At 64.2% G+C, this 16,616-nt stretch carries 22 protein-coding genes and 1 pseudogene; 12 read left to right on the forward strand and 11 right to left on the reverse strand.

Annotated features, from left to right (window positions below; all coding sequences use genetic code 11):
* Positions 1–4: 4 nt before the first annotated feature.
* From B2M20_RS17990 to B2M20_RS18020, 7 genes are read right to left on the reverse strand one after another with little or no spacing between them, the layout of a single operon-like run.
* Entirely contained in the window at positions 5–199 is a 195-nt protein-coding gene (locus tag B2M20_RS17990; protein WP_079448389.1) for a hypothetical protein, read from the reverse strand.
* 22 nt (positions 200–221) lie between these two features.
* Positions 222–935 (reverse strand): conjugal transfer protein, encoded by a 714-nt coding sequence (locus tag B2M20_RS17995; protein WP_079448390.1) that lies wholly within the window; start codon positions 933–935, stop codon positions 222–224.
* Between the two features lie 10 nt (positions 936–945).
* Positions 946–1,842: a hypothetical protein gene (locus B2M20_RS18000; protein ID WP_079448391.1), complete on the reverse strand. Its 897-nt coding sequence runs from the start codon at positions 1,840–1,842 to the stop codon at positions 946–948.
* On the reverse strand, positions 1,839–4,250 hold the full coding sequence (locus tag B2M20_RS18005) for a VirB4 family type IV secretion/conjugal transfer ATPase (RefSeq protein WP_079448392.1): 2,412 nt from the start codon (positions 4,248–4,250) through the stop codon (positions 1,839–1,841). Before B2M20_RS18005 ends, B2M20_RS18000 begins: the two co-directional genes overlap by 4 nt.
* A 9-nt stretch (positions 4,251–4,259) precedes the next feature.
* Complete coding sequence (locus B2M20_RS18010) at positions 4,260–4,556, reverse strand: VirB3 family type IV secretion system protein (RefSeq protein ID WP_079448393.1); 297 nt, start codon at positions 4,554–4,556, stop codon at positions 4,260–4,262.
* Positions 4,553–4,858 carry a TrbC/VirB2 family type IV secretion system protein gene (locus B2M20_RS18015; protein ID WP_079448422.1) on the reverse strand — a complete coding sequence of 102 codons (306 nt, stop codon included), beginning with the start codon at positions 4,856–4,858 and terminating at the stop codon, positions 4,553–4,555. The genes B2M20_RS18010 and B2M20_RS18015 overlap by 4 nt, the downstream gene beginning before the upstream one ends.
* Positions 4,859–4,871: 13 nt before the next feature.
* Positions 4,872–5,606 (reverse strand): lytic transglycosylase domain-containing protein, encoded by a 735-nt coding sequence (locus tag B2M20_RS18020; protein WP_079448394.1) that lies wholly within the window; start codon positions 5,604–5,606, stop codon positions 4,872–4,874.
* A gap of 99 nt (positions 5,607–5,705) precedes the next feature.
* Between B2M20_RS18020 and B2M20_RS18025 the strand changes: the two genes are divergently transcribed.
* The 8 genes from B2M20_RS18025 (at position 5,706) to B2M20_RS18060 (ending at position 10,409) form a co-directional block, all read left to right on the forward strand.
* Positions 5,706–6,209 carry a hypothetical protein gene (locus tag B2M20_RS18025; RefSeq protein WP_079448395.1) on the forward strand — a complete coding sequence of 168 codons (504 nt, stop codon included), beginning with the start codon at positions 5,706–5,708 and terminating at the stop codon, positions 6,207–6,209.
* On the forward strand, positions 6,206–6,820 hold the full coding sequence (locus B2M20_RS18030) for a thermonuclease family protein (protein ID WP_079448396.1): 615 nt from the start codon (positions 6,206–6,208) through the stop codon (positions 6,818–6,820). The genes B2M20_RS18025 and B2M20_RS18030 overlap by 4 nt, the downstream gene beginning before the upstream one ends.
* Before the next feature lie 15 nt (positions 6,821–6,835).
* Entirely contained in the window at positions 6,836–7,174 is a 339-nt protein-coding gene (locus B2M20_RS18035) for a single-stranded DNA-binding protein (RefSeq protein WP_079448397.1), read from the forward strand.
* Positions 7,161–7,751, forward strand: a complete 591-nt coding sequence (locus tag B2M20_RS18040; RefSeq protein ID WP_079448398.1) for a thermonuclease family protein — start codon at positions 7,161–7,163, stop codon at positions 7,749–7,751. Before B2M20_RS18035 ends, B2M20_RS18040 begins: the two co-directional genes overlap by 14 nt.
* Positions 7,748–8,293 carry a hypothetical protein gene (locus tag B2M20_RS18045; protein WP_079448399.1) on the forward strand — a complete coding sequence of 182 codons (546 nt, stop codon included), beginning with the start codon at positions 7,748–7,750 and terminating at the stop codon, positions 8,291–8,293. Before B2M20_RS18040 ends, B2M20_RS18045 begins: the two co-directional genes overlap by 4 nt.
* Positions 8,294–8,419: 126 nt before the next feature.
* Positions 8,420–8,971, forward strand: a complete 552-nt coding sequence (locus B2M20_RS18050; protein ID WP_244553589.1) for a hypothetical protein — start codon at positions 8,420–8,422, stop codon at positions 8,969–8,971.
* Between the two features lie 155 nt (positions 8,972–9,126).
* On the forward strand, positions 9,127–9,681 hold the full coding sequence (locus B2M20_RS18055) for a hypothetical protein (protein ID WP_244553590.1): 555 nt from the start codon (positions 9,127–9,129) through the stop codon (positions 9,679–9,681).
* A 23-nt stretch (positions 9,682–9,704) separates the two neighbouring features.
* A complete protein-coding gene (locus tag B2M20_RS18060; RefSeq protein ID WP_079448424.1) occupies positions 9,705–10,409 on the forward strand; it encodes a hypothetical protein in 705 nt (234 codons plus the stop codon).
* A gap of 12 nt (positions 10,410–10,421) precedes the next feature.
* Here B2M20_RS18060 and B2M20_RS18065 read toward each other — a convergent pair whose 3' ends face one another.
* The 4 genes from B2M20_RS18065 to B2M20_RS18080 form a co-directional block, all read right to left on the reverse strand.
* The gene (locus B2M20_RS18065) at positions 10,422–10,667 is read right to left on the reverse strand and encodes a hypothetical protein (RefSeq protein WP_079448425.1); all 246 of its coding nucleotides are present in this window, start codon (positions 10,665–10,667) and stop codon (positions 10,422–10,424) included.
* Positions 10,668–10,772: 105 nt separating this feature from the next.
* Complete coding sequence (locus B2M20_RS18070) at positions 10,773–10,964, reverse strand: hypothetical protein (protein ID WP_139372956.1); 192 nt, start codon at positions 10,962–10,964, stop codon at positions 10,773–10,775.
* A 136-nt stretch (positions 10,965–11,100) separates the two neighbouring features.
* Positions 11,101–11,403: a hypothetical protein gene (locus B2M20_RS18075; protein ID WP_244553591.1), complete on the reverse strand. Its 303-nt coding sequence runs from the start codon at positions 11,401–11,403 to the stop codon at positions 11,101–11,103.
* 1,129 nt (positions 11,404–12,532) lie between these two features.
* A complete protein-coding gene (locus tag B2M20_RS18080; RefSeq protein ID WP_079448402.1) occupies positions 12,533–13,570 on the reverse strand; it encodes an IS110 family RNA-guided transposase in 1,038 nt (345 codons plus the stop codon).
* 206 nt (positions 13,571–13,776) lie between these two features.
* Between B2M20_RS18080 and B2M20_RS19830 the strand changes: the two genes are divergently transcribed.
* The 4 genes and pseudogenes from B2M20_RS19830 (at position 13,777) to B2M20_RS18095 (ending at position 16,549) form a co-directional block, all read left to right on the forward strand.
* Positions 13,777–13,953, forward strand: coding sequence for a hypothetical protein (locus tag B2M20_RS19830; RefSeq protein ID WP_173816067.1), 177 nt, complete (start codon positions 13,777–13,779; stop codon positions 13,951–13,953).
* A gap of 199 nt (positions 13,954–14,152) precedes the next feature.
* Positions 14,153–15,079 (forward strand): DUF3991 and toprim domain-containing protein, encoded by a 927-nt coding sequence (locus B2M20_RS18085; RefSeq protein ID WP_079448403.1) that lies wholly within the window; start codon positions 14,153–14,155, stop codon positions 15,077–15,079.
* A 461-nt stretch (positions 15,080–15,540) separates the two neighbouring features.
* A complete protein-coding gene (locus B2M20_RS18090) occupies positions 15,541–16,140 on the forward strand; it encodes a DUF1419 domain-containing protein (protein ID WP_079448404.1) in 600 nt (199 codons plus the stop codon).
* 11 nt (positions 16,141–16,151) lie between these two features.
* Positions 16,152–16,549: pseudogene (locus tag B2M20_RS18095) on the forward strand (DUF3085 domain-containing protein).
* The last annotated feature ends 67 nt before the right edge of the window (positions 16,550–16,616 follow it).

Below are 16,616 nucleotides of genomic sequence, written 5' to 3' on the forward strand. Positions count from 1 at the left end.
GTCCTCACCGGGCCGGCGCCTTCGGTTGCGTGAACGTCATGGCGCGCGAAGCGGCTTTGGCCGGGTCTTCTTGTCCGACGCCGGCCTCAACCCTGCCGCTGATCGCAGATGCGTCGCCTCGCGGAAGCGCGTAGTGGCCGACGGCGACGCCGACAATGAGGGCGACGACGACAACAAGGATCAGAACACGCACGGACATACCGCCCCCATCACGTTGATGACTACTGTGTGAATTTCATCGCGCGCGCGGCGGACGATTCCGCGGCAATGCGGTCAAGGTTCGCTTGATTGGCGGCGGCCGCGGCGTTGTTGACGACCCCGTTGAGCTCGTTGATCGTCTGCCCGGTCTGGATCTGCACTTGGGTGTTCTGGTCGACACTGCCTTTGAGGTCCTGCGCCTGGCCGATCTGCTGGCCGCCTTGCGTGAACGCCGACGAGCGCTGCTGTACAGCGCTCTGTGTCGAGTTGATCAGCCCAGATAGCGTTGCAGCAACGTTGACGGAGTTTTTGTATGCGGTGTCGGCGGGGTGGGCCTGGCCGTTGACGAGACCGGTAATGGTCTGCACCAACTGCAGCCCGTTGATGAGGGTCGAGACGATGTTCTGAGACGCCGATCCCATGCCGGCGAACGACAACGCCCCGCCCGAAATCACCGAGCCGAGGGAGGGCGCCTGCGCCATCGAGAAGCCGCCGCCAAGCGCCATCTGCGCGAGCGTGCCTTGCGCCTGCGAGGACCGGTCGCCGGTCACCGCCTGCAGGGTCTTCTGCGTGAACTGGAGGATCTGTTGATCGGCCGTGAGGATCTGCCGGGTGCTGGTCGCGATCTGCTGCGCCTTTGAAAGATTTGCGCTGTCGATCACCGCGACCTGCGCCATCGCGGGCACCGCGCCGGCCAATGCCGACGTGACTACTGCGAGTACGAAAATCCAACGCATTGGGCCCTCCCTATCGGCTGTTGGCGGAAATCGCGGCAAGCGCCGCGGTGACCTCAGTGACCGTTAACGCGGCGTTCGCGCCGGCATTGCCGATGTTGGCAGCGTTCTGCTCCTGGGCGAGGTAAAAGATGACGTTGCCGTCGGTATCGACATAGCGCGCACTCACGCAGGCGGGGTCTGGCGTTGATCCGGGCGGCGTTGTCGAGCACGCCGACGACGCCCGACAGGGATCGGCCGCCGTCCCGGATCCAACCATGCCGATGGGACAGACCGGACTTGATGTCGCCTGGGCAGCACTGGCCGTTGCGCGCATGCCGAGCGCCGACCGGCTCATGTCGCTCGTCATCGCCAGATTCAGGGCATTGATCGCCGTCACCCAGAGATTGGCCGAGCCGGTCGCGCTATTCCAAGCGAGGTTGTTTTGCAGCCGCGCCGCGCTGTTCATGTCGATTGCGGCCATTACTGTCGGCGCTGTTCCGACTTGCTGGCCGGCCGCCTGGAACGCCGTCTGGGCCGCCGTCATTGTCGAGCGGCTGGCCTCCAACCCCGCCACCACGTCACCACTCGACTTGAACAAGGTCTGGCTGTTGAGCGCAGTGCCCTGGGCGGTTGGATCGGGCACCGCCGGCATTTCGGGAGCGTACGACTGGATCGCCTGGCTGCCCGCGCCGCTTTGCGGCTCCACGGTGGGGTTGGTGATGGTCGCTTGCTTGCCGGTGGTCACCGCGCATTTGACGCCGCTATTGGCGTCCTGCCGTTGCGTCGTCACCGGCACGAGCTTCACGGTCGTGCTGGCGGTCTGCGAGCGCTGCGTCAATTGCGCCGCGTCATTGACCGGAATATCCGCTAGCGCGGGCGCAACGCCGGACAACAGGGCCGCCGCCAAGATCGCAATCTGGAGCTTCATCCCTGGCTTCTCCCCATGAAGATCGGCAGCCATACCGCCGGGTCATCGCCGACGCGCGCGCGCAGCGCGTCGAGCTCGGCGACCGTCTCGGTGCGCCCGGACAGCACCTTGATCAGGTCGGGCATGCTGGCGAGGTTGAGCCGCGCCACGACGCTGTCGCGGCCATGCTTGATCAGGAACGAACGGCTTTCCGGGACCGTGCCGCGGATCCAGGCGACCTCGCGCCCGGAGAGGCGAAAGGCCTTCTGGTAGCTTTCGTCGTCGGCTTTCGGATTGGGAAAGAAGATGTTGGTGGTGGTCTGTTCGATCAGCGTGTTCGATGCTTTCGATCGCACGATGTCAGCGGCAGACTGCGTGCCGAAACCAACAATGCCGTTTTGCTTGCGGATGGTCTTGAGCTTGTCGCGAATGAAGAACGCGAACACGTCGTCATCGAGGAGTCGCCAGCCTTCATCGAGAAAGATCATCACCGGGTCGCCGGTGAGCAGCTCCTCCGTTCTATGGAATATATACATCAGTGCTGCGGTACGGATCACCGGATCGTCGAGCACCCGCGTCATGTCGAATCCAAACACGCTCGACAGCGAGAACTGATCCTCCTCGTTGTTGAACAGCCAGCCGCGTTGGTCGGGACGCATCCAGCTCTCGAGGCGCGCCAGCAGATCGCCGTCCCCTGCCCTGATGCGGCCGCGCAACAGGGTAGAGAAAGCTTTCAGGGTGCGACCCGCCGGACCGCCGGTGAGCGCCGCGGCGATCGCGTTCCGGATCACCTGCTCCTCGGACGCGGTCAAATCCGCGCCGTTCGCAGGCCGCAACATGAAGGCGAACAGCTGGTAGAGGAATTCGCGGTTGGGCGCACTGTCCGGCAATGACAGCGGGTTGAATCCGGTCGGTTCGCCCGGCATCAAGGTCTCGTACTGGCCGCCGAGCGCCCGGATGAAAATCTCGGCACCGCGGTCCTTGTCGACGAACAGCAATTTCGGTCGAGGCTGCACGCGCTGCGTCTGCGCCGCGATGAAGGACAGAAAGACTGTCTTCCCGGATCCGGTCGGTCCGACGACGGTGAAGTTGCCGATATCGCGGACGTGATGGTTGTAATAGTAAGCCGTCTGCGAGGTGGTTTCGAAGACCGAGATCGCCGGCCCCCAATGGTTGCCGTCCGGCCGCCCGCTCGGATAGTTATGCAGCGAGGTGAAGCCCGCGAAATTCTTCGACGAGATCACGGCCTTGCGGGCGATGTATTGGAAATTGCCCGGAAACTGCGCCCAAAACGCGGGCTCACAATTCAGATCTTCCCGGCTCCAGATCACCGAACGATCGGTTAGCGCGGCGCCGACCGCCGTAACCGCCGCCCCGACCTCCGGCAGGTCGCGGCCGAGGCACAACACCGTCATGTGGTGTTCGCCGTAGATCGCCTCCGAGGCGAGCAGCTCGTCACGCGCCTCGTCGAGGTGCTCGGCGACGATGGACCCGGCCTCGTCCGACATGTCGACCTGGCGCGACACGCGGTCGATCTGCTTGGCCGCCTCCGGCCGGTCCACAATGGCAAAGGTCTGCGTTGCGATGAACTCGTGCGGCACCCGCAAGAGATTGTCGAACGAGCCCGGCCCGGTCTGCGCCGGGTATTCGCGGATCGACACCATGGCGCCGAAGCGCGTATCTTCTGGTCCCGCGCCGCGGATTTCGATCGCGTTGCGGCCGAAGAAGATCCGCTTCATCGACAGCGCGTCCGCGAGGTTCATGCGAGGCAGGTGCATCGGGCGCGGGATGCCGCCATTGATGAGTTGCACCAGGAACTCGAGCGGCTCGGAAAACCACAAGCCCTCCCGGAGCACCACGCCCAACTGGCGGGCGCCGTATCCGGCAAGGTTTTCACGGACCGCGGTTGCGGCGTCGCGAAGCTCAGTCAAGGCAGTTTGCGCCGCGACGGACTCTCCGGCTTCGTCCTTGCGGCCGAGCAGCCTGGTCAGCATCACGTCGAAGGTGCCAGCCTGCCCCTGCAGGGGACGGCGCACGAGGGTCATATAGATGTCGTTGACGAACATGCGGCGCTGCGACAGCGCCGCGTCGTAGCGCTCATCGAGTTCACGGCAGAGCGGATTGTCGAAGGTCGATTCGATGCGGGGCTGCACCTCGCGCCGGATGATGTGGGTCGCGAGCGCGAACCGCGAATTGGCGAGGGTGCGGACCACGTCATTGCGGCCCAGCAACCGCGCATTGACCTCGCTCATGTCGGAGGTCTCAAAGGAATAGCCGTCGAGCTTGAGTACCGTGAGGACCAGTCCGTCGCGGGTCTTGATGATGTGATCGTCGACGTGGCGCGTATAGGGCAGGTGCGACGCCACAGGTCGCTCGCGCCGCGACACCGCGCCGAAGGTCAGTTCATCGAGCAGAGCACGCGCGACCATGACGTCACCTCAAGCCGAGTAACTGTCTGCGGCCCAGAAGGCGCGCGAGCGGGGCGGACATTTGGTGGATTTGACGAACAGGATTTCGAAGATGCGGTCGTCGCGCAGTGTCATGACGAAGCCGAACAGGTGCAGCGGGATCGCCACCAACAGCAGGAAGAGATTGTGCGAGATCAAAAAGCACACGCTGGAGGCCACGCCGTTGAACATGAAGTACATGTACGGCACGCCCATCAGCGTCGGCGCCCGCGTCAACGCCTTGACGAGGGGCGTGATCAGCGGATCCTCGAGCTCATTCTCCGTCACTGTCCGACCGCCGATTGGAAGAACTGGACGATCTGCGCGGAGCCAAACACCAGCACGATCCCGAAAATGACGCTGCCGGCGATGCCCCAGGTCAGGCGCCCGGACCAGGCGAAGAAACCGCAGGCGATGACGGCAAGCGTGGCAAGCGCGGTCGCGATCGGCCCGGTCAGCGCCGACACCAGTTGGGTCAACGTCGACTGCACCGGTTGCAACGTTCCACCGCTCGACTGCGCCGCCGCCTCAGCGATGTTCATCACCAAGAGCATTCCGGCAAGCGGCCAGTGCGATACCGATCTCCTCATCCCATCCTCCGTTTCAGTCGACATGCATGACGAATCCGTCGTTCCAGTGCGCTTCCGGTGCCGTCTTGGTCGGCGAAGCCGCGGCGGCGCCTGGCGTTCCCGGCTCGATCAGATCCGGCTGTCCGACAGCAGTGCGTCGGCCAGGACGGCTCGCGCTCCCCGGCTCCGGCCAGGTGTAGAAGTCGTTGATGACCTGCGCCACGAAGCGCACTGTTTCGGGGAATGGGGGGACGCCGCGGTTCTCTTCCACCGCGCCCTCGCCGGCGTTGTAAGCGGCGAGGATGAAGAACGGATTCCGATATTTGTCGTGCAGGGCGCGGAGAAAGCGAACGCCGCCTCGGACATTGTCGGCGGGGTCGCAGAGGTTAACCTTGAAGCGTTGCGCCGTCTCCGGCTTCAACTGCATCAAGCCGAATGCGCCTTTGTCTGAAAGCGCGATCGAATTGAAGTGGCTTTCGTTCTTGGCGACCGCCTGGACGAAGTCGGGATAAAAATTCTCCTCCATCGCGATGCGCACGACGAGGGCGCGCGCGTCGCCGGGCGCTATCGCCTTGACGCCCGCGCAGGGCGCGATGGCGGCAAAGGTGCTGTCGATGCGTTCGATCGAAGCCGGGGGAGACTCAACGGGAAGCACCCTGCCCATGGCATCGACGGCAGCGAGGCGGGCCGGCTTCCCGATGTCCCGCGCATGCGCGCCGCCGAAAGCCGCCAGGACGCTGAACCCGATCGCCGTGATGCGAATCGACATGCCACCCCATTTTCATTTTCCAATAGACAATATATTAGATGTTGATAGGTTGGCAACAGGATAAGCGATGTGTCCCCTGCTCTCACTCCCGGAGGTTGGATGAAGCGCAGTGCAGCCCTGTCGGTGGCCGTCGGCCTCTCGTGTGCGCCTGGCGCCGAGCGCGCGCACGCGCGAAATGCGTCCTTTGGGTGCAAGGTGTTGCTGTGTGCCGCCGCGGCCGCGCGGGGCTGGTCGGGCATCCCCTATTGCCTACCGGTCATGCAGACCTTGTTCCGCCAGTTGGCGAAAGGCGGCGGCTGGCCGTCCTGTTCTGAGGGTAACGCCAGTGGATTCGGCTATGAGTCTTACCAAGCGTGTCCGGCGGAATTGACCCCGGTTAACTCAGGGTCCGACAGCGGAGTCGGTGTGTCCGCGGCGCCCAACGGCAATCTTTGCGCCGACGTCTCGAAGCCGCAACAGATCTGTTCCGGCGGCGATGGCGGCTGCACCACGACCTATCCATCGACGGCGCGCGATCCGCACAGCGCTCCCTACTCCATCGACATCAGCACGGCGAACGCCACCCAACGCTTCTACTTCTCCCTGCAGGGTGACTTGAGATGAGGCGCGCCCACGTCGTTGCCGGAATCGTTGCACCATTACTCACGCTCAATGTGGCGTTCGCGGAGGCACCGGCCTCTCGTTGGTTCCCGGTGCCGGCGAGTGCGCTCTATCTCACTGGCGACAGTTGGTCCGCAGCCGGCGTGACCTACCGACTGTATGGTGTGCAGTCCTGCCTTCGTGGCACCAGCTTCACCAACGCCCATGGTCTTGAACGCGATTGCGGCGAGGCTTCGCTCGCGATGCTGGTGGCGCTCACCCGCGATCTGCGGCCGCAATGCTATGATGCCGCCGAGCAGCCGGAAACCAAGACCGTCTTCGTCTTCTGTGTCGCGACGCGTGTGGCCGGCGCGGGCGCCGGATCGCGGATTGATCTCGGCACAGCCTTGGTCGCGACTGGATTCGCCTTCGCCGCTTTGAAGCCGGACGGTCAGCCCGTCCACGCCCCATATTTCGTCGCGCAGCTTGTTGCGCAGCGCGCCAAGGCAGGCTTGTGGGCGTTCCCTGACCTGCCCGATCCGAACGCGATCATCCTGCGCGCGCTTCACGAACAGGCGCGCCCGCCTACGCCGCCGCCATCGCAACCGCCAACTCCCGCAGAGTCCAGCCAGTAATGAAGGAGACTAACCTTGAGAACCACAAACCTGTTCATCCTGCGTGGCCGGGTCGGCCAGGCGCCGAAGGCCTTCAACAAGGCGGCCAAGATCAATGTCGCGACCGATCGCGCCTGGACCGACGGCAAAGGCGAGCGCCGCGAGGAAACAGACTGGGTGACGGTCACGATCCTCAATGAAAAGGCTGCCGAATGGGCGATCGCGAACATCGCCAAGGGCGACGCGGTCTACGCCGAATGCCGGATTGCCGACGGTTCCTATAAGAAGGATGGCGAAACCGTCTACACGACAGACATTATCGCCAACGTCTTCCACAAGCTCGATCTTGGATCGCGCGACGATGTTGCCGCGTAAGCTCGTTCTTGGGATGGTGTCGGGCTTTGCAGTGTTCGGCAGCCAGGTGGGGTTGGCTCAAACCCCTGCCACCTCACCTGGCGTTTATTCTCCCAAGGCCGCCGTCCAGTCGCCGCCGTTGCGCGTCGAGGTGATCGACGGCACGCGCTTCCGCGATATCGAAACGCACGAAGCCTATCGGCTCTACGGAATCGACACCTGCGCGCCCGATCAATCCGCACGCCTTGGCCGGCAGGCCTGGCCCTGCGGCACGATGGCGACGGCGTGGCTTGTGACCGCGACACTGAACACGTGGCTGGCTTGCGCCACGCTGCGCGATGAGGCCAGCGAACACCTGGTACGCTGCGCCTCCGCCGGTCATCCCGACATTGCCGCCGACATGGTTCGTGAAGGGGTGGCGGTGGCGATCCCGGCTTCGCAAGACGATCCTGGGATTCGCAGCTATGCGTTGGCCGAGCAGGAAGCGCGCAAAGCGTACCGTGGCTTGTGGTCGAGCACCTTCCAGATGCCGTGGGACTGGCGCGCCAGCCGTGACGTCAAGTTGCAACCGATGGCGCGCGGCGAGGCAATACCATGATCCGGCGACACCCTTATCTGGTGACACCATTGTTGATTGCGCTGGCCGGTTGCGCCCCGGCTGCGCCCGTCGTCGACAATGGTCTGCCGATACCGGAGCCGCTTTACAGCCCCGAGCAGGTGAAGCCGGGTCGCCTGGAATATGCCCGCGACCGTTCAACCTTCGCGCCGGTTCTGACGGAACGATTTCCGTATCCGACGCAGCCCGAGGCAAACGCGGCCTATCGTCGTCTGCTCGCAACAGCGCCGGCGGATCATACCTACCCCACCTCGATTTGGCTGTTCGGCTGCAAGCCGGGCGCGATTGACGAACAAACCGCGCGGGTGACGCGCTACCACGGGCCCGTGGTCCATTGCGCGACGGATTTCCTGGACAGCGTGGGGCGTCGTACACGGCGCGAGACGGCAAACTTCTACTATTACGGGGCCGTCTGGAACATGCAGCCCGTCTATCCGCCACGCAGTGCTGTGCCGTGGCGCAATCGCGAGCGGTCGCCCAAGGACTTCTGGTGGTGGGTCCCCGGCCGTCCGCGCTACGAATAGGAGGCGGGCGTGTGCGATGCGCTGGTGTCGACAAAGCAAAGACACTATATTAGATGTCGGTATATTTCGTGCGCGCTTTTTCGTCATCCTGGGCGCTTTGCACGCGTCTTGATCGCGGGGGCAATGATGGTCGATCTTTCCATTGGCGCTCACGCGCAATCGCTAACGCCCGACCCAGGGGCCTGGCGGCCGATGTCATATGCGGACCTTCAAAAGCCGTCACCGCAGACCGCGACCTACCTGGACATTTGGAAAGACGCCGTCGATGCCAACAACCGCGCCTACAAGGCGCGTGGCGACCAGAGATTCTCCGATGGTAATGCGCCCGCCACGGAAGCGCATTTCGTGATCTGGAGTTCCACGAAATCCGTCGTGCTCTCAATCCTCAACACGGTCACCGGCTGCACGCTCAAGGAACTGCGCGCGGCCGCCGGCGCCACCGTAAAACGCTGCCCGCTGCGAATCGCCATCTACGAGGGACTCCAGGTCCGCACCCTCGACGGCGGCCACGCCTGCTTCCTCGAACTCGCTTCGCCCGTCGCCGGGGCGAGCGTGACGCCGCAGGCTGCTTCCTACGCGTCCTACGACGTCGCCACCAAGACCGTGAAAGCCGGCCTCATCATCGATCATCAGGCCGTCGATGGCTGCTCACAAAACATCGCCCTTTATCCGCCATGAAACGCTGCCCATCCATCCATCATGGTGCCACACCCGCTGACGGCGCCGCCAAGGCGACCCCTTCGGGGCGCGCTGGCGCGCGGCCTGGACCGCGCTCGCGGCCGTGTCATGCTGATCGGCAATCTCAGCATCAGGAGGCTTCGATGCGATTCAAGTTGACTGTTTCGATCATCGCGCTGCTCGCCATTCCAGGTGTTGCAGCCGCGCAGGATCAATCTGCCGATGGCTGGCAGGCGATGAGCTATTACAGTTTCCAGGTTCCGTCGACGACCGACCCGCTGCAGACGCTGGTCTGGCCCGACGTGATCCGCGAGGCCAACGCCTACGTGACCACCGAGCTCAAGCGACCCCTCGGCGGCAAAAACGCGCTGGTGACCGCGCTCGCATCGACCTATCGCGACGGCGACCGCACCATCATCGTCAGCACGGCGCTCTCGCGTGCTTGCGAAAGCGGGGCCAACGACAAGGGCGCCGGGATCGAACCGTCGACCTGCCCTCTGCGCATCGTGACCATCGAGAACGGCAAGGTCCTGACCATCAAGTCAGACACCGGCTGCTACACGGACCACACCGACCCCGACCTTCCAGCGAAAAACCGCAACGACAACTCCTACACGCGTTACGACCCGGCCGCGGGCACGATCAGCTTCCGCACCACCATCGGAGGCCGCGATGTGCCGAGTTGCGCGCGGACGTACTCCCTGAAGTGACGCCCCAGGATGCGGAGGAAACCATGCGCACGCGTCTCGTCAGCCTGCTGTTGGCGTTTGTCTTTTACGCGGGCTTTCTGTGGCTTGGAGCCGAGCAGGCGACGGCGGGGCAATACTGCGAGCGCACCAACTACTCCGCCCAGGATATCACCGACGCCGTAAGAAATTCCCCGCTACGGGACGACCTCAAGGGAACGTCATGCTCGCTTGGCGGCCTGGGTCGCTTCGAGTCGGGCGGCAACAAAGGCAACTACAATGGCAGCTGCTGCACCGGCATCTTCCAGCTCAACAATGCCAACGTCCAGAAGTACGCTGGGACCGACCGAGCCGGCTACGGCTGCATGTCGTTGCAGGACCAGGTCGATTCTTGGGCGAGGCTGACCAACGACGGCTACAACTCGCCTGCCGTCCGGCACCTCGCCTCGATGTCGACCTTCGATGGCCAGAAGGTCGACGCCAGCTTGATCGCGGCGTGCATCCAACTCGGTACCGGCAATTGCCAGAAGATGCTGAATTCAGGCAAATGCTCCGGATTCGCCGACATCAACGGCACGACCATTTGCAAGATGGCCAATAATGCGCGCGCGATGGGAGATCCGAACTGCCAGGATGGTCAAGTCGTCTGCGGTCCCTCCGGGCCGGGCGACTTTCCGACCACGACCGGCATCGCCGCCAACCCGCCGACAGCTTCGAGCGCATCGATCATCGTGAACCCGACCGACGTCTAGGCGGCCGCGCGGTCAATTCACCTCGGACGGCTCGCGGATGATGAAGGGCGCGAAAAAGTTCAGCTGCTCCTCGATCGCAGCGCAGAGATCGCCGCCGCGATAGTGCGCATGCACCAGCGCCCAAAATACGACCTCGTCCGAGCGGCCGGCGAACAGGGCTTTCTGCAGCGTCCTGCCGATCAGGGTGACCGCTCTCAGGTGGTCGTAGCGGGCGTGCAGTTCGCGGGCGATGATTTTGGTGTCGGCGGTCCGAATCACAGGCATCTCCTTTCGCACTCGTTTTCGTTCACCCGGCTGCGGGCACACTGCGTCCGAAAGGCGGTCTCGCGCTGCCGGCCTGGGTCGCCTTGAGTGTCTCGCGGCTTAAGGATATCGGCAGCACGACGACCTCGCCGCGCCGATGCGCTTCGCGAATGTCGAACTGTCGTGCTCGAGGCCGTCAGGCTGGCGCAGGTCCTCCTCCCGGCCCTTCTTCTCGACCGTGGCGAAACGAAAAGCCTGGTCAATCGGCGCAGCGTGACGGCGGATGTCCAAGTCGGGAATGACCGTGAGCATCGATGACTCCTCGGCTTTGTTAGACAAGACGACTTCGCCACGCATGACGCGGTGCCGGTATGGTCAGAAAAGACCATTGCCAGCGAGAGTTCCGTATTGCAGACGCCGTGCCAAAGACCGCAAAGGCAGGCTTGGGCTAGCCGGCGCCGGAGGCCGATGGGCAACCCTCAGGCGGAAGAGCGACGCCGTGGCCGTCGGGCAGGTAGCCGAGCTCGTCGCATAGATCGCGGAAGACAACGCGCCGGCGCTCCTTCTCGGCCTCGGCAGATGCGCAACGGAGAAGGTGCTGCTCCTCGGTTGTGCCCTCGGGCCAGCAGGCCGGGCAACTCGCTGTGTGGAGCGCGCGCTCCCATGACGCCAGCGCCTCGACGTAGGCGCGGTGGGCTGAGACCGCCTGCGACTCGAGCGCGCTGTCGCGTCGCTCCCCTGCCTTGGCCACTCGATCTCTCCCGGCGAAAACAGTGTTTGCGGTACGCCCCCGCAAACAAACTCGGTGACTCTTGGTGATCGGGGAGTTGGAAACCGTACGAAACGGCCCTGTGGCCTTTAGTTCGGGTGAACCTGTTGCATGCGCCACAGGCTCCCCGACCATAAGGTCAAGGAGTGCGGCGCCGTAACGGCCGGCACCAAACCGTTCGTAGGGGTTTCCACGCCCCAGGGCGGCGCGTACCGCCCCGCACGACTCATAACCCCTTGCGGGGCCGCGTTCCAGATGCATTCGGTAAAGCAGCCGACCGCGATGCCGATGCAAAGGCTTGCACCACAGCGGAAATCAGGGCGCACCACGCGGGCGGGGTGGCAGGCGAAGCCCCGGGCTGGACTCAGTCGGCCGCGCTATCGCGGCCAGTCCGCACCGTCTCGACGCCGAGCGAGTCTGGAGACAGCGGACGCAGCAGCTCGGACTCGGGGCGTGTCAGATAGAATCCAGTGCGCCCAGTCGGACGGCCGCAGCACCACGACCTGGCGGTCGTGGTAGCGAACGCCGGAGGCCCGCCTCATCGACCACGATGCGCATGAAGCCGCGGCTAAAGCGTGGTCCGGGGTCGTCGGACGGCAATAGCGCTATCGAGGGCTATCCCGGCGATCGGTGGAAGTGTGTCCTGCACCGAGTCTGCGCCTGTGGTGTCAGCGCAGAGTCCGATCTACAATCACTGCCGGTTTGCGCGCACGCGTGAGAGTGGCGCCGGCGACTGGTCAGCGTTGAGACTGTGATGTTCGGCGCACCGTCCGGGGAAGGACCTCCCGCTCTCGAATGGGCTTTCCTTGGTCCGGGCACGGCCTTCCACGATCAACCCGCATATGTGGAACGGCCCGCGGTGCAAGGATACATTTCAGTCGATTTCACCACATGAGGACGGTGCGGTCATATGTCCGGCCTACTTGCGCGGTGGTTGACCGCTGGCCTCGATGAAGTCCGCGAAGCAGGTGGCTGGATCAAGGGGGCGCGCTTTGTGCGCGTCACGGGTTTCGGCCTGGCCTGTTTCGGGATTTCGTCCCGTGGTTCATCGTCTGTTGTGCACCTCGCTCATGCCGGCAGTTGCCGGGCAGCTCGTGTCGGCGGCTGCGACCTATGCAGGAGCTGAATCCGCCGTAATAGGATTGCGATATACTCCACCTTTGTTCAGCAACGCCCAGATCATCCGGGCGATCTTGTTGGCGAGAGCGACTGCCACCACCTTAAATGGCCGTCGGCCCAGCATGCCCTTCAACCAGGGCCATACTCTGTCATGATATCGAACATGGCGAAGCACAGATGCTGCTCCGGTCGTTAGCAATGATCGCAAGTCCCGATTGCCCATTTTCGATATTTGACCAAGCCGTTCTTTACCTCCGCTCGAATGGGCTTTCGGGGTCAATCCTATCCATGCAGCAAAGTGGCGCGCTGATTTGAAGCCAGCGGGATCGGGAACGAACGCCTTGACGGCGGTTGCGATGATGGCTCCGACGCCGGGGATTGTCGTAAGGCGCCGCATATCGTCGTCTCGACGAGCTTGCACGACAATTTCACGTTCGAGCTTGTCAATCCGCGCGGCAAGCATTTCGATTTGATCGACGATTTCGGTGAGGGCGAAGCGCGCGGCGGGAGGTAGTCGCGCATCATCCTCATCCCGAATGATGGCTGCCAGGGCCTTGACGTTGGCGATGCCGGTTGGAGCGATGATGCCCAGTTCGCCCATATGGGCACGCAGGGCATTGATTGCCTGGGTTCTCTGGCGCACGTGCAGGGCGCGCGTTTTCAGAACCATCACCGCAGCTTGCTGCTCAGCCGTCTTGACCGGCACGAAGCGCATGGTCTTCCGCGTCACCGCCTCGCTGATGGCCTCCGCATCGGCGGCATCGGTCTTGCCGCGCTTGACGAACGGCTTCACATATTGAGGCGGTAGCAGTTTAACGTCATGGCGGAAAACTGAGATCTCCCGCGCCCAGTAGTGCGCGCTCGCGCATGCCTCAATCCCGACTAGGCACGGCGGCAGTCTTTCAAAGAAGCGCAAAACTTCTGCGCGTCGCAGCTTTCGGTTGAACAGTGGTGCGCCATCAGCATCGACGCCATGAACCTGAAAAACCTGTTTGGCCAAGTCCAGCCCAATAGTGGTAACTTCTTTCACGGAACGGTCCCTCCTTGTGGCGTTTGCAACAACGACCACGTTAGCACTTTGATGCTGTCGGAGCGGGCCGTTCCACCACATCAAGGGGTTCGCTACGCAAGCGTGCGACCTCTCCGGCTTCGCCTGCGAGGTGACCGCGGCCGCGCCCGGACACGTCGGCGCCTGTCGAGCGGGGATGGTCCCCGCCCCAAGACGGGAGCCTCACGATGTCGCAGAATCTCAACCTCGCCCAGGAAAACGCCTTCAACCTCGCCCGCACCTTGATGGTGCCCGTGGTGCTCTTCCAGGTCGACGACGCGTTCGGCGTGATGGTCGCGAGCGAGTACGACGGCGAAGAAGATTCGATCGTCCACGAGTACGACCCGTGGTCCCCGGCTCATTGAGCCGGGCGACCGGTGCCGCTGGCGCGGCGCCCGATGCAAGGGAGGCTGCGCCGCGGTCGAAACGAAATCATCGCAACGACTTGCCAGCGCGCCCTTGCATCCGGCACGCTTCGCGGCAGGCGGGTGGCGTCCCGTCGCGGTGTGGCGAGGGGCGTCAACCGAAGAAAGGACCGGGCGGGATGCCCGCGTAGTGAAGACTATGGAGAAAACCGAAATCGAGGAATTGAGAAGCAGGGTCGGCTGCGCCGCGCTGCTCGAGGATGATGGCTGGAAAGTCGACGTGAAGGAAAGCACGCGCCGCGCCGTGAAGTACCGCCGCGATGTGAAGATCGTCATCGTGATCCACGAGGGACGCGGCTGGTTCGACCCGCTGTCCACGGCGAAAGGCGATGTGTTCGACCTGGCCGAGCACCTGGGCGCCCGTGGCTTCGCCGAAGCCTGCGCGTGCGTCGCCGCCCTCGTCGGGTTCGTTCCGACGACACCCGCGTGGGAGCGGCAGAGCCGGCCCACACCGGTCCACTCGGCCGCCGACCGCTGGGCGCGCCGCGTCCGTCCTCGGCCTGGTTCGGCGACGTGGCGCTATCTCACAGGAGAACGCGGAATCCCCGAGACCATCGTCGCGACGGCGGTCCAGCAGGACCTGCTGCGCGAAGGACCGCACGGCAGCATGTGGGCAGCACACCGCGATGGCGACGGCGCGCTTCTGGGGTGGGAGGAACGCGGCCCGCAGTGGCGCGGCTTCGCCACCGGCGGGGCCAAGGAGCTTTTCCGGCTCGGTCCCTTGGCGGCGCCGCGGATCTGCGTCACCGAAGCGGCGATCGACGCGATGAGCCTCGCGGCCATCCAGGTGCTGCGGCCAGACTCGCTCTATGTCAGCACCGGCGGCGGGTGGTCGCCGGCGAGCGAGCAAGCCATCAGGCGGATCGCAGAACGCCCGGGCACCCGGCTCGTCGCTGCTACCGACAACAACCGACAGGGCGACGTCTACGCAGAGCGCATTCGAGCGATCGCAGCCGAGATGGGGGCTGCCTACGCGCGCTCGCGGCCGCGCGCCGACGACTGGAACGAGGACCTGAAAGTCCTTCTCGCCCGGCCGGTGCACAAACCATTCGCCGAGGCCGGGTGATGCAGGTCGCATCCCGGCCGTTGCTGCTTCGGGTGCGCGCCGGCGCTGGGGTGGCGCGCCCCCCCCCCTGGTGCAGATAAGACGATCGCGAATGACGACGCCGTTACGCTGTCGCCGGAACGTCATCGCTGACGAGGACATTCATGGCGCGTGCCTAGTGGTGACCGCCTCGGCGGACCTCTCAGAGGAGCGAGGCTCTGCGTTGTTCAAGGCCGCCCTCGCCGCCATTAGGAGCGCCGAGCAGCGTCATGCAGGGGTGAAGGAGAAAGAAGGAACCTGGAAAGGAGGAATGACGTGCCGCATGCCCGGCCGGCGCGTCAAGGGAAGCTCCGCCCGCTACGCGGCCCTTGACCCGCCGGACCGGAGAGGCGGCCGCGAAGGAGGGTCAGAAGGGTTGAAGAGGATGGCGAGCCGAAGGGGTGAGCCGCGCTCCAGCCCGACGAGGCTGAAGGAGCCCGCCCATGACCCTCTTATCCGTCCGCAAGGTCTACCAAGGCATCGCCGATCGCCGGCAGATGTTCCGCATGTTCGATCGCCACGCGCAGCGGCCGAACCGCTGCGAGGATGACGCCAGCGCTCTCTATCGCGGTGAATGGTTCGAGATCGGCCAGGCCGAGCACGACCATATGTTCGAGATCCTGCCGCCGCTTTGGATGCGTGGCGACATGTTCACGATGCGCGAATTCCTCACCGGCAGCGTCACCAGTGTCTTCCTCTCGCTGACGATTGACGGCGCCCCACGCTATTTCCACGGATATTGCGATCTTGCCGACAAGAGTTCGCCCGACCGCATGCGCGTTGCGATCATCGAACGGGAATCGCGGCCGGTGAAGGCGATGACGCGCGAAGAGCGGCTCGAGCACATCTGGTCGAGCACACACGACGACTACCGCGGCTACGCGGGCGAACGCTTCGCTGAGGATCTGCGCGGCGCGCGCACGGTGCTGTGCTACGGCGGTCAGCGCGGTACCGTGCTGAAGCTTCTCGACCAGCTCACCGAGGCGGAGATTTCAGCGAAGCTGCCGGTGCACCTGCTCCTGCCTGAGCGACAAGCGGCGTGAGGGAGGCGGCGATGTTCACTTTCCCCGTCCCGTCCGTCCGCGTGGTGATCGAACGCGGACAGTTCGACGCCGCCGCCAATGGCGGGTTTCGCAATCCGTATTACGGCCTCAAGCCCGGTCAGGGCGAGAGATCCGGCCTCTGGCTGGTCGGCGACAACGGCGTCTACATCATGTCGAACGGCAAGCTTGCCGAGGAGATCGCCCGTTTGTGGTCTATTCGGAGGAATGCCATCCGGTCGGCAATCCGGACTGGTTCGACTACAAGCGCCGCCACTTCGGCGGTGACGACGGGATCGAGTTCATCGACGCAGAGCAACTCATCCCTCTCATCAATCGCGATTTCCGGTTCACGCATCTGCGCGTGCAGTTGAGCGAGACCGACGTCTCGCTGTCGCTCATGGCGCGCTAGCGCTCGCAACCCGACCCCCCGTGACGATCGAACCGACCGAGGCAACTCGGCGGGCCGATGGCGCGCG

This window comes from Nitrobacter vulgaris (assembly GCF_002028545.1).
In the GTDB taxonomy this organism is placed as follows: domain Bacteria; phylum Pseudomonadota; class Alphaproteobacteria; order Rhizobiales; family Xanthobacteraceae; genus Nitrobacter; species Nitrobacter vulgaris.

What these genes read in the sequence shown, in the direction of transcription:
- B2M20_RS17990 (WP_079448389.1), bottom strand. Translation starts at nt 199, where the DNA reads ATGTCCGTGCGTGTTCTGATCCTTGTTGTCGTCGTCGCCCTCATTGTC.
- B2M20_RS17995 (WP_079448390.1), bottom strand. Translation starts at nt 935, where the DNA reads ATGCGTTGGATTTTCGTACTCGCAGTAGTCACGTCGGCATTGGCCGGC.
- B2M20_RS18000 (WP_079448391.1), bottom strand. Translation starts at nt 1,842, where the DNA reads ATGAAGCTCCAGATTGCGATCTTGGCGGCGGCCCTGTTGTCCGGCGTT.
- B2M20_RS18005 (WP_079448392.1), bottom strand. Translation starts at nt 4,250, where the DNA reads ATGGTCGCGCGTGCTCTGCTCGATGAACTGACCTTCGGCGCGGTGTCG.
- B2M20_RS18015 (WP_079448422.1), bottom strand. Translation starts at nt 4,858, where the DNA reads ATGAGGAGATCGGTATCGCACTGGCCGCTTGCCGGAATGCTCTTGGTG.
- B2M20_RS18020 (WP_079448394.1), bottom strand. Translation starts at nt 5,606, where the DNA reads ATGTCGATTCGCATCACGGCGATCGGGTTCAGCGTCCTGGCGGCTTTC.
- B2M20_RS18025 (WP_079448395.1), top strand. Translation starts at nt 5,706, where the DNA reads ATGAAGCGCAGTGCAGCCCTGTCGGTGGCCGTCGGCCTCTCGTGTGCG.
- B2M20_RS18030 (WP_079448396.1), top strand. Translation starts at nt 6,206, where the DNA reads ATGAGGCGCGCCCACGTCGTTGCCGGAATCGTTGCACCATTACTCACG.
- B2M20_RS18040 (WP_079448398.1), top strand. Translation starts at nt 7,161, where the DNA reads ATGTTGCCGCGTAAGCTCGTTCTTGGGATGGTGTCGGGCTTTGCAGTG.
- B2M20_RS18045 (WP_079448399.1), top strand. Translation starts at nt 7,748, where the DNA reads ATGATCCGGCGACACCCTTATCTGGTGACACCATTGTTGATTGCGCTG.
- B2M20_RS18050 (WP_244553589.1), top strand. Translation starts at nt 8,420, where the DNA reads ATGGTCGATCTTTCCATTGGCGCTCACGCGCAATCGCTAACGCCCGAC.
- B2M20_RS18060 (WP_079448424.1), top strand. Translation starts at nt 9,705, where the DNA reads ATGCGCACGCGTCTCGTCAGCCTGCTGTTGGCGTTTGTCTTTTACGCG.
- B2M20_RS18070 (WP_139372956.1), bottom strand. Translation starts at nt 10,964, where the DNA reads ATGCTCACGGTCATTCCCGACTTGGACATCCGCCGTCACGCTGCGCCG.
- B2M20_RS19830 (WP_173816067.1), top strand. Translation starts at nt 13,777, where the DNA reads ATGTCGCAGAATCTCAACCTCGCCCAGGAAAACGCCTTCAACCTCGCC.
- B2M20_RS18085 (WP_079448403.1), top strand. Translation starts at nt 14,153, where the DNA reads ATGGAGAAAACCGAAATCGAGGAATTGAGAAGCAGGGTCGGCTGCGCC.
- B2M20_RS18090 (WP_079448404.1), top strand. Translation starts at nt 15,541, where the DNA reads ATGACCCTCTTATCCGTCCGCAAGGTCTACCAAGGCATCGCCGATCGC.